The 11,250-nt window shown below is 51.3% G+C and carries 12 protein-coding genes; 5 read left to right on the plus strand and 7 right to left on the minus strand.

Annotated elements, in window-relative coordinates:
- Positions 1–18: 18 nt before the first annotated feature.
- Positions 19–999 (minus strand): sugar ABC transporter substrate-binding protein, encoded by a 981-nt coding sequence (locus B9Y90_RS20675; RefSeq protein WP_039291649.1) that lies wholly within the window; start codon positions 997–999, stop codon positions 19–21.
- Between the two features lie 531 nt (positions 1,000–1,530).
- Between B9Y90_RS20675 and B9Y90_RS20680 the strand changes: the two genes are divergently transcribed.
- Complete coding sequence (locus B9Y90_RS20680) at positions 1,531–3,837, plus strand: molybdopterin-dependent oxidoreductase (RefSeq protein WP_085542389.1); 2,307 nt, start codon at positions 1,531–1,533, stop codon at positions 3,835–3,837.
- A gap of 4 nt (positions 3,838–3,841) precedes the next feature.
- On the opposite strand, the gene B9Y90_RS20685 is transcribed toward B9Y90_RS20680, so the two are convergent.
- Positions 3,842–4,729: a LysR family transcriptional regulator gene (locus tag B9Y90_RS20685; RefSeq protein ID WP_139827429.1), complete on the minus strand. Its 888-nt coding sequence runs from the start codon at positions 4,727–4,729 to the stop codon at positions 3,842–3,844.
- A gap of 152 nt (positions 4,730–4,881) precedes the next feature.
- Between B9Y90_RS20685 and attM the strand changes: the two genes are divergently transcribed.
- Positions 4,882–5,664 carry an AttM family quorum-quenching N-acyl homoserine lactonase gene (gene attM, locus B9Y90_RS20690; protein ID WP_085542391.1) on the plus strand — a complete coding sequence of 261 codons (783 nt, stop codon included), beginning with the start codon at positions 4,882–4,884 and terminating at the stop codon, positions 5,662–5,664.
- A gap of 1 nt (position 5,665) precedes the next feature.
- Here the strand turns inward: attM and B9Y90_RS20695 are convergent, their stop codons facing one another.
- Together B9Y90_RS20695 and B9Y90_RS20700 are read right to left on the minus strand one after the other, a co-directional pair.
- Positions 5,666–6,853 (minus strand): sensor histidine kinase, encoded by a 1,188-nt coding sequence (locus tag B9Y90_RS20695; protein ID WP_085542392.1) that lies wholly within the window; start codon positions 6,851–6,853, stop codon positions 5,666–5,668.
- The gene (locus B9Y90_RS20700; protein WP_039291636.1) at positions 6,850–7,548 is read right to left on the minus strand and encodes a response regulator; all 699 of its coding nucleotides are present in this window, start codon (positions 7,546–7,548) and stop codon (positions 6,850–6,852) included. The genes B9Y90_RS20695 and B9Y90_RS20700 overlap by 4 nt, the downstream gene beginning before the upstream one ends.
- Before the next feature lie 125 nt (positions 7,549–7,673).
- Here B9Y90_RS20700 and B9Y90_RS20705 point away from each other — a divergent pair, with 125 nt between their 5' ends.
- A complete protein-coding gene (locus tag B9Y90_RS20705) occupies positions 7,674–8,462 on the plus strand; it encodes a MipA/OmpV family protein (RefSeq protein ID WP_085542393.1) in 789 nt (262 codons plus the stop codon).
- A 359-nt stretch (positions 8,463–8,821) separates the two neighbouring features.
- Positions 8,822–9,160 (plus strand): helix-turn-helix domain-containing protein, encoded by a 339-nt coding sequence (locus B9Y90_RS20710; RefSeq protein ID WP_085542399.1) that lies wholly within the window; start codon positions 8,822–8,824, stop codon positions 9,158–9,160.
- 113 nt (positions 9,161–9,273) lie between these two features.
- Here the strand turns inward: B9Y90_RS20710 and B9Y90_RS27125 are convergent, their stop codons facing one another.
- Positions 9,274–9,591, minus strand: coding sequence for an SDR family oxidoreductase (locus B9Y90_RS27125; RefSeq protein WP_217808990.1), 318 nt, complete (start codon positions 9,589–9,591; stop codon positions 9,274–9,276).
- Positions 9,591–10,034, minus strand: a complete 444-nt coding sequence (locus B9Y90_RS27130; protein WP_217808991.1) for an SDR family oxidoreductase — start codon at positions 10,032–10,034, stop codon at positions 9,591–9,593. Before B9Y90_RS27130 ends, B9Y90_RS27125 begins: the two co-directional genes overlap by 1 nt.
- 101 nt (positions 10,035–10,135) lie before the next feature.
- On the opposite strand from B9Y90_RS27130, the gene B9Y90_RS20720 reads away from it, so the two are divergent.
- Positions 10,136–11,026 carry a LysR family transcriptional regulator gene (locus B9Y90_RS20720; RefSeq protein WP_085542394.1) on the plus strand — a complete coding sequence of 297 codons (891 nt, stop codon included), beginning with the start codon at positions 10,136–10,138 and terminating at the stop codon, positions 11,024–11,026.
- 152 nt (positions 11,027–11,178) lie between these two features.
- Here B9Y90_RS20720 and B9Y90_RS27360 read toward each other — a convergent pair.
- Positions 11,179–11,250 (minus strand): hypothetical protein (locus B9Y90_RS27360; RefSeq protein WP_254902722.1); only part of this gene is annotated, 72 nt, incomplete at its 5' end.

Here is an 11,250-nt window from a genome sequence, read left to right on the forward strand (position 1 = left end):
GCGTTTTTGTCGCGTTCACTACTTCAGCTCACCGTAACCCAGTTTTTTGTACACGGCTTTGGCTTCATCCGGGCCTTTCACCGGGATAACCGGGATAAAGGTCTGAATTGGCAGCTTCTGCCCTGCGAAGTAACGCGCCACGTTTTCGGCAGACGTCTGGCCAATCAGATGAGGCTGCTGGGCAACGTTGGCCACCAGCGGGCTGTCTTTTTCCGCCATGATTTCCAGCGTTTCCGGGCCTGCGTCGATGGCGGTGACCTTCACATCTTTATCACGCCCGGTCTCTTCCAGCGCCTGTACGATACCGATGGCCGGCTGGTCCCAGCAGGCAACATGGATAGCGTCCAGCTTGCCTTTCGGATACTGACTAAGTAATTCGAGGGTTTTCTTACGGGCATCCTCCGGCGAGTTAGCGAATTGTTCTGCCAGCTCCGGTTGAATAATTTTAATGTCCGGGTAGTCCTTCAGGACATATTTCCATTGGTCATAACGTATGCCGCAAATACGTAATGAATTAGAGAAGGCATTAAATACCGCGACATTACCTTTGCCGCCAAGCGCATCAGCCATATAACGACCAATGGTTGAGCCCAAAGTGTAGTTGTCAGATGTCGTGTTATTCACGGAATACTGAGAAACATGGTCAACGGTAAAAACCGGAATACCGGCATCGCGCAATGCTTTAAATTTAGGCTCAACGGCACTGTCGCCCAAAATACTGATTACGGCATCCACCTTACGGGACAGCAGGATATCGTGGTTATTGGCATGAACCTGGTTGTCCCTGCCACCATCAACGCCGATAACCTTGCCGCCCAGTTTTTCCACTTCTTCGGTCGCGCCCTTATAGGCTTCGCGATCCCAGAAGTGCTGAGTTCCTACGACGGCGACCCCGATTGTTTTCCCCTGTAATGAGAGCGTGTCTGCGGCGAAAGCAGCACCTGATGCCAGCGACACCAGGCCTACGGCGGCAGACAGAAGTCTTTTTTTACCCTTCATTGCTATAGTTATCCTGTAGTTATTATTCACACTTACGCCTGATGATCCGGGTTTCAGCCTGGCAGCTAAGGCTTATTCCGCTACACTTATTTGAGGCAATAAATGTCGCGAGCGCCCTGGCCTCCGGCAAAAAAAAGACCATTAAGCGACAGCATGACAACAAGCATTATCAAGCCAAAATAAAAAATAGATATATCTTATACTTTCACAGCCATGTCATTAAGTCACTTTAGAATGAGGTAAACAAACATGAAAAAAACACATGTAAAACAGACAACAAGAAAATAATTCAACCACATTAAAATCACGGGTTAATTATTTTAGCGTGAAAACCAAACCCCTTAAAATAAAATTAAACGATGATATATTCTCGACAGTTAATTATAAATTCTGTCGACTAATATAAATGAAACAGTATTCGCTAAAGTTCGACCAATTTGCCTTATTTTTCATCGCCGGATGAATTTCCTCTTTGTTCCCACCTCCCCGTATGATGCCGCATCAGCCCTATTGAAAACGCATGGTATAAGCATGAAAGCGGAACATCAGCTGGCGGTAATGCACTGGGGAACCTATCAGGTCACCACCGAGGGCGATCGTATCGCCGCCGTTTCTCCCGTCTCATGGGACAAAAATCCTTCCCGCATCGGCCAGTCTCTGGCGGATGCCGTCACCGGGAATACCCGGATTCGTCGCCCGGCGGTTCGTCTCGGCTACCTGCAAAATGGCCCAGCCTCACGCGAAGGCAGAGGGAAAGAGCCGTTTGTTGAGGTGAGCTGGGAACAGGCGTTGGATCTGCTGGCACGGGATCTCCGCTCGGTGCAGGAGCGATGTGGTAACGAAGCGATTTTTGGCGGCTCTTACGGCTGGGCCAGCGCCGGGCGCTTTCACCATGCCCAAAGCCAGCTGCATCGTTTTCTTAAAGGCTTTGGCGGCTACACCGCCAGTACCAATACTTACAGCAGCGCGGCAGGAGAAAGAATTCTGCCACATATTCTTGGCCCGCTGAGCCCCCTGCATAAACAACACACCCATTTCTCCGTGCTGGCAGAACATTGTGAGATGTTTGTGGCCATCGGCGGATTGCCGCTCAGAAATGCTCAGGTTAACGGCGGCGGCGCAAACGACCACATGCTGAAGCACTGGCTTGAACGTCTGGCGCAAAATGGCGTGCAGTTCGTGAACATCAGCCCGGTACAAAACGATCTCAGCGCCGTAGAAAGCGCCCGCTGGCTGGCGATTCGCCCCGGCACCGATACCGCACTGCTGCTGGCGCTTTGCCATACATTGATTGCAGAGTCCCTGCACGATGCAGCCTTTATCCATAGCCATACCGTTGGCTTCGAACAACTGTGCCGCTATCTTTTCGGCGAACACGACGGCGTGCCTAAAACCGCTGACTGGGCGGCAGATATCACCGGCATTGATGCCGAACAAATCTTAACGCTCGCGCGTACCATGGCGGGCAAGCGCACTATGATCAATATTTCCTGGTCCATTCAGCGTGCTCGCCAGGGAGAACAGGCGTACTGGGCAACCGTGGCGCTGACTTCTCTTCTCGGCCAGATAGGCACGCCTGGTGGAGGTTTGGCTTTCGGCTATGCCTGTACCAACCTTGCAGGTGCTGCGCGCGTGCCTTTTTCCGGGCCTCGCCTTCCCGCAGGAGAAAACAAGATAAAAACGGCTATTCCCGTGGCTCGCCTGTCGGACATGTTGTTACATCCCGGCGGTGAATATGAATTTGATGGCAAGCTCTGCCACTATCCCGATATTCGCCTCGTCTATTGGGCTGGCGGCAACGCTTTCCATCATCATCAGGATCTTAACCGCCTCGTTGAAGCCTGGCGTCGGCCGGAAACCATCGTTGCCCACGAGCAGTACTGGACGGCGCAGGCGAAGTTTTCCGACATTGTGTTGCCGGTGACAACATCTCTTGAACGCGACGATATCGGCAGCGGTAGCCATGATGGCTTTATGATTGCCATGCGCCAGCAGATCCCGGCCCTCGCGGAAGCGCAGGATGACTACACTATTTTCTGCGCGCTCGCGAAAAAACTGGGCTTTTACGAGGCCTTCAGCGAAGGGAGGACCGCCGCCGACTGGTTGCCGCATCTGTATGAATCTTCACGGGAGAGAGCGCAGGAAGACGGCGTAGAGCTTCCCACTTTTGACGCCTTCTGGGAGAAGGGAAAACTGGAGTTCACGCCGCCCGCTAAGCCACAAGTTTTTCTGGCCGATTTCCGAGCAGATCCGCAACAATTCCCGCTGTCCACGCCGTCGGGAAAAATTGAGCTTTATTCAGAAACCGTGGCCGGGTTCGGCTACCGGGAGTGCCCGGGCTTTCCCTTCTGGGATGAAGAAGAGGCCGCTTATCAGCAACTGCAGGCCATGCAATGGCCTTTGCACCTGCTTTCCAGCCAGCCACGCACCCGGCTACACAGCCAGTACGACCACGGCAGCGTGAGCCGGGCCACTAAAATTCAGGGGCGAGAGCCGCTGTGGATACACCCGACTGATGCGCACAAACGCGGGATCCAGGAAGGGAAAGTGGTAAGAGTCTTTAATGGCCGGGGGGCCATTCTGGCCGGTGTTCATATCAGCGATCAGATCCTGCCGGGGGTGGTTCAGATCTCAACCGGGGCCTGGTATGACCCAATGGATCCTTCCACGCCGGGCTCTTTAGATAAACACGGCAATCCGAATGTGCTGACCGAGGATCGCGGCTCTTCGCGCCTGGGTCAGGGTTGCAGCGCCCAAAGCTGCCGGGTAGAAATCGAGCTTTGGCAAGAAGCTCTCCCGCCGATTACCGCGTTTGATCCCCCCGCGTTTGTGGCCTGAGAGGTTACGCAAGAGCCTCCCGAAACGTCTCCGCGAGCATCTCTTTCAGAAATGCAACGCAGGCGCTGACTTCGCGGGAGGCTTTATTTATTGGTGGATACAGCAAAAACGCGGTAAACGGTGGCACGGTGTATTCCGGCAGTAGCGCGACAAGCTGGTCGTTTTTCAGCGCTTGTTGGCACACTTGATACTGCAGCACGCCGAGCGCTTCACCTGCCATTAGAAACGTGTAGAGCGGCCGCCAGTGATTGGCGCTGAACACCACGTTCAGCCGGGCGCTAACAATCTGGTTATGTTGCGAAATAAGCGGCAGACGGCTGTCGTTAAACAGGCCGGATACCCGCGCAAAAGCATGGTGAATCAGGTCGTCGGGGGAAGCTGGCGTGCCATTTCGCGCCAGATAATCTGGTGAAGCCACCAGCACCCGCCGCATATTACCCAGCGGATACGCCACAAAATTGCCCTCACCCGGATCACCAAGCCTGAGTGAAATATCAACGCCCTCCGTCACCGGATCGACGACGCGATCGTTCAGGACCAGTTCAATATTCAGTTCCGGGTGTTTTGCTCTCAGCTTTAACAAGGCAGGCATCAGGACTTCTTCACCCGCCCCATAAGGTGCAGCGATGCGAATCAGCCCTTTTAGTCCAGTTCGCTCATCCACAACTGCCAGCGCAAGGTCTGCCGCAGAGATCACCACTTTACTGCGTTCATAGAATAGCGCTCCACTGTCGGTCAGGGACATTCGGCGCGTGTTTCGCCGCAGCAGACGGGTGCCAAGGTGAGCTTCCAGCCGCTCTATCCTCTCACTCACCGCCGGCTGTCCGATGCCGATATCGCGCGCGGCGGCGGACATACTGCCCCGCTCCACCACCCGCACATAGATGCGCATTGCCGCCAAAAGATCCATGCATTGAGTATATCGGTTAATCCGATAGATGAAAGTAGCGGTTGAGACCTACTGCGCCAGTACGATTTAGATAAAACTGATGCCTTGTGGTGCTTATAGCCCCTTTTCAGCCCTTATTAATCAGGAATATCATCATGACAGAAATCAGACTTTATCTTTTCCAGTCCGGCACTCAACGCTGTAAGTATCACGATATCAGGATGAATCAGGGTGAAGGAAGACACTATGAAATCCCTGTCCCCTGGTTTCTTCTGACTCATCCTCAAGGCCACACGATTATTGACGGCGGGCTGGCGGCGGAAGGCCTGGCCGATCCTCTGGCATATTGGGGAAATGCAGTCGAACATTACCAGCCGTTAATGACCGAAGAACAGGGATGTGTGGCTCAGCTCCGTGCGCTGGGCATTCAGCCGGAAGAGATTCGCTATGTATTGCTTTCCCACCTGCACTCTGACCACACCGGCGCGATTGGGCGCTTCCCAAATGCATTGCATATCGTGCAACGGCAGGAATACAACTATGCCTTTCAGCCGGACTGGTTCACCGCAGGCGCCTATTGCCGCAAGGATTTTGCCCGCCCGAATCTGAACTGGCAGTTGCTGGATGAGGACGGTTTTGATTTGTACGGCGACGGGGCGCTGCGCTGCATTTCGACCCCGGGACATTCGCCGGGGCATCAGTCGTTTCTGGTGACGCTCACCAGCGGCCAGACCTTCATGCTGGCGATTGATGCGGCCTATACGCTGGATCATGTTTATGACCGTGCGCTTCCGGGCTTGATGACCTCAGCCAGCGACGCGGCGCGTTCGGTGGCAAAATTGAGGCACCTGACCGAGTGCAACGGGACAAGGCTGATTCCCGGCCACGATCCCGATGTCTGGCCGCAGTTTACCCTGGCACCGGCGTGGTACGAGTAAGTCAGGTTTCATCTTCGCTGAGCGGCACCGGCAAATTAATCGTCATCAGCAACCCGCCTTCCGCTGGCAGGCTGGCGTGGATATCCCCGTGGTGCGCGTGGCAGATTTCTCTGGCAATAGAAAGCCCAAGCCCGCTACCGCCTGAATCTCTTGCCCGCGAACGTTCTCCACGGGTGAAACGCTCAAAAATATGAGGCAGATAATCCCCGGCGACGCCCGGCCCGGTATCAAGAAACTGGATTTCAATGCACTGGTCAAGATGACGAAAACAAATGGACATGCGATCGCCCCTGCTGCAATAGCGAAGCATGTTCTCAATGATAATGGTGAAGACCTGCCCCAGGCGAGCTTCATCCCCTGTGTAATAGAATTCATCCTCCGCCTCAACGGCGACCGACATCCCGGCCGCTTCCAGCTGGGGTTTTAGCCATGCTAGCCGCTCGTTCAGGACTTCAGAAAGCGAAAATACGCCGTGCTGGAGCGAGAGCTGCCCCGCGCTCGCCAGGGAAAGGAAATGCAAATCATCGGTCAGGTGACTGAGGTTTTTTAGCTGGGTCATCACCATATTCAGCTGTTTTTCATCCGCCGGAAACACATGATCGATCATGCCCTGCAGTCGTCCCATCGCGGCGGTGAGCGGTGAACGTAGTTCATGTGCAGCCGCTACGTGCGCGGCCTTCAGTTCCCGCTCGTACAGCGCCAGCTGGCTGATCATTTTATTGAAGTTGCTGGCAAAGCGAGTCACCTCCGCCGGGCATTCATCTACACGTTTCGCCTGTTGATTGAAATCCCCCTGGGCCACTATCTCCGCGACGTCCGTCAGGCTGCGAAACTGCGCGGCAAGCGGGCGCGTGGCTCGTAAACAGCTGACAATCACAAACGGGGTCGCCATCGAAATAAAGATGAACAGCCAGCCCCAGTTGAGAGAGCTGATGGAAGGCGTGCTGTATTCAATTCCCCAGCGAGCGTCCACAATTTGATGGAAACGAACAATGTCTAAATCAGGGTTCGCCCGCAGCGTCAGAAACTCCTGGTAAGCGGCAGGCGACATGTGGTGCACAACCCAGTAATACTGCACCGCGTAGATGCTCCACATCGCCAGCACGATGAAAAACAGGACGCTGACGGCCACCACGATGATACGAATCGATATCCACACCAGGAGCGATTTGCTCTTTTTGTTGTTCATGGTTTGCAGAACCTGTAGCCAATGCCGCGCACGTTCAGAATGAGATTATCGATTCCCGCTGCCTCAAGCTTTTTCCTTAAGTTATAGACATGCGTGTCCACCACTCGCTCCAGAGCGTCACTTTCCGGGAGGCACTCTTCGAGCAAAAACTGGCGGCTGAGCGGCCTCGTCGGAGCACGCATTAGCGTTTTCAAAATAGAAAACTCGGTTAGCGTTAAATCCAGGCGTAACGGGGGAGCTCCCTCAGGTAAAGCCTGTGCCACCATATTGGTAACATCAACCTCCAGTGCACCCCAACGTAAAATATCTTCTGCGGGGAGTTGGTTGGCCTGACTGCGCCTGAGCACGGCCTGTACCCTGGCCATGACTTCGCCGGGATTGTAAGGCTTGACCACATAGTCATCGGCGCCGTAGCGCAAAGCGCCGATCTTGTCATAAGGCTCGCCCATGGCGGTGATCATGATGACCGGGGTATTGCCCTTTCGCCTGACGGCCGCAAGAATTTCCGTGCCGTTCATCCCGGGGAGCATGACGTCCAGCAAAATAAGATCGGGCTTCCAGGTGACCACCGTATTCATACCCGCCAGGCCATCCCCTGCCACCGAAACGCTATAGCCTTCGCGTTTAAGATAGGCCTCTAACACATTTGCCGCGTCGGCGTCGTCTTCAATCACCAGGACCCGTTTATTTTTCATTAAATGTTACCTTGACAGTTTCTTCACAAATCCCTGGTTGTTCATTGATAAGCCCCCAGCATAATCCTTTTACTGACTGAGTTAAGTATGCACAAAAATATAAACACCTGACGATGAGAATCATAATGTTAACGAAGAAAAGCATAAAATACCTAATCACGCCGCTGATAATCTCCGGTATTTCATCTGCGTATGCAAGCGAATTTAATTCTGATGAAACCGTGACGACCTTTGGCCTTGGTGCTATATCCTCGCCACGATACAGCGGAGCTAATGAACAAAGCACCAGTGTTATCCCATTGATGCATATTCAGAGGAACAATATCTTTTTTGATTCTATGAATGGCTTTGGGATTCACCTTCAAAGCGACAAAGGTTTATATATAGAGCCAACCCTGGGTTACGATTCAGGTCGCACGGATAAAAACTCTGGTTGGCGAAAAGGCTCAAATAAACTTAAAGGTATGGGGGATATTTCTTCCACGGTCAATTCGGGTATAGCGTTGGGATGGGCAGCCGCCCCCTGGCTGGTTTTTGAAGGTAAAACAACGCTGCCGTTAAACGATGGCCAGGGCGTATCTTATTCCACATCAATTAATTATATTCCTATTATGAACGAAGATAATACGCTGACATTTCAAGCCAGCGCGTTATTCGGTGATGCTCGTTACATGAATACCTGGTATGGGGTCAATGAACAGCAGCACAGCCGTTCAGGTTTCTCGCGCTACAACAGCGCCGGCGGGTTTTACGGCACGGATACCAGCCTGACGCTGACCCATCAGTTCAGCGAGCACTGGGGAGGCTTGTTTAGTCTGAGCTATGCCTGGCTTGATAAAAAGGCTTCCAACAGCCCCATCGTTATGAGAAAAGACGGCACAAGCGGCACGCTTGCCATCAATTATACTTTCTGATCGCTTATGCCATCGTGTATTCATTAAAACAGCAGGCCGAAGTTCAATTATGAAGATCGCACTTATTGTGATTTTCATCTTCGTGGCATTTCCCTCCTCAACGGGAATCCATGATATTAAAGCGTGCCTGTATGCAAAGGGTGATTTTAACGCCTGTAATAATACCCACGTTAAAAGCATACATTCAAAACATCACACTAAATCACCCTTATATAAAAACAACATCAAACGTTGTAATACAGATAAAACAAAAAATCTTAATCATTATTTTTTATCCTGCCATCTTAGAAATTTCATTAAGTCGCTACTGCTGCGTTCAACGCATAAATAATCATTTACTAACAGAGAGAGATAAGAGCATGAAAATTTCCGCCAAAGTCATTGAAACCATCTCCGGGTGGATCGATAACAATATTCACCGACGATTACGAATAGAGGATGTTGCTCGCTATTCTGGTTATTCCAAATGGCACTTCCAGAGAATTTTTTTATATTATAAAGGCGAAAGCATAGGCCATTACATCAGAATCAGAAAATTACAGCTGGCGGCACAAGATCTCAAAAACACCCAAGAGCGAATCGTCGATATTTCGGTAAAGTACGGATTTGATTCGCAGCAGAGTTTTAACCGACTTTTTACCCGCAGCTTTAAGATGTCGCCAGGAACTTACAGAAAGGCTAAAGGTGTACGGGGGTGATGTACGAAGCCTGCACTTACGGCGCGTTGTCCCGCCCCCGGGGGAGAAATCGGAGTGATCACCAGCGACCATGTGATAAAAATGCCCTTAATCACATGGCCCTGATCTAAAACCTATTGCCTCATTCCACCTATGTTAAAACAGCCATCCACCATAATTTCCTGTCCTGTAACATAGCTGGCATCATCAGAAAGTAGCCATGCCACTGTGCCAGAAATGTCATCAGGAACACCATTGCGTTGTAATAATGAACGTGAAGCGAGTGCATTAACTGTATCTTTGGGTAATGCTGAGGCTGCCATTGGCGTGAGAATGACCCCGGGGCTAACAGCATTAACTCTTATGCCCCGGGGACCACATTCCACGGCCAGTGTGCGCATTATTGCAAGCAACGCTGATTTAGTTGCTGCATAAATCCCGGCTCCGGGCATTACCCCCCCGTGGTCCAGGAAGCATTGATCAGAATAGCGCCTTTATTTATCAGGGGCAGACAATGACGGATTGTCAGAAATGTTCCTTTGAGATTAGTTTCCAGTGGCTCACTGAAATCTGCTACTTCGGCTTCACCCAGTGGTTTAAAACCGCCCAGATATCCTGCATTCGCAAACAAAGCATCCACATGCCGGAAAACAGAACCCATCTGTGTAAAGGTCTCTTTTACCTGGCTTTCATTTCTGATATCACAGGGGAAAACCTCAGCAAAACCACCGGTATGTTTTATTTCATCCCGTACTTCTTCGAGTATCCCCGACTGTCGGCCAAGGAGCATTACCTTTGCACCTTCTGATGCGAGCCTTATTGCCGCCGCCCGTCCCATGCCGCTACCGGCTCCTGTAACAACAACAGTTTTGTCCACGAAACGTAATTTATTCATAATTTCTCCGGATGTAGTGAAGCGCATCAGGGATGGTAATAAAATACTTTTTTAAAGATAATTGGCCTATAAATTTAATAACTTTAAAGTAAAGGTATCGAATGGATCTTTTCCGGGCGATGACTGTTTTTGCCGAAGTGGCCAAAGCCGGATCAATGAGTGCTGCTTCAAGAAAGCTGCACATTACCCCGGCAATGGTGGGCCAGCATATAGCGGCACTGGAAGATCGGCTGGGAATGCGGCTGCTGAATCGGACAACGCGCAGGCAGAAGCTGACCGATTTCGGGAGAAGTTATCTTGAACAGTGCCATGACATACTGGAAAGAGTTGCTATATCCGAAACACAGGCAGAAGGATTGCAGCATTCCTTTGGTGGAAAACTGAGGCTAACCGCTGCGGTATCTTTCGGCACAGAATGTCTCATACCCGCACTGCAGCGTTACAGGAAAATGGCACCGGATGTTGAAATCGAGATTACTCTGACTGACAGCGTCATTGATCTGGTTGATGAAGGGATAGACATTGCTTTCAGGATTGGGGAACTTGATGACAGCAGTATGATTGGCAGACCATTAATGCCATATCGTATGGCAGTTTGTGCATCACCGAACTACCTGAATGTATATGGAACCCCTGAACATCCTTCTGAACTTATCGGGCATCAGCTGCTTTCTCTCTCTACGTCATCCCGTTCACCATGGAAGCTGAGCAGAGGTGAAGAGAAAGTTGAAATTCCTGTAGAGAGTAAATTGACTGTTAACAATGGGCAGGCGCTGCGGATGGCGGCCCGATCGGGACTTGGTATTGTTATGCAGCCAGAAATACTTCTGTCGGAGGACATAATCTCAGGGAGACTGGTACGTCTGTTTCAGGGATGGCACATAAGAGAAAGGCAGGTATGGCTGTTATATCTCAGGAATAAAAGAATGACACCCAAAATTCGGGCTTTTATTAATTTCTCACTTGAGGAATTTTCTTCCGGTAACGTTTGAGCAAATACACATAATCCGCACTACGGATTATCACGGAACCGCCGATTTTTGACAAAACAACGACAGGTGTACCTCGCCTATCTGGCTGGAATACGGTCTCGCTTGAAGCGAGAAACGAATTAACATCCCCTAAATAGCTGCGCCTAATACCGCTACACTTTTGCCAGTCCATGTTTACCGCCGGGGAATGGGCTAGCGGTTTCCATAAAGTGCCTTACCTTTTG

The organism is Cedecea sp. NFIX57, from assembly GCF_900177785.1.
Lineage (GTDB): Bacteria > Pseudomonadota > Gammaproteobacteria > Enterobacterales > Enterobacteriaceae > Cedecea > Cedecea neteri_C.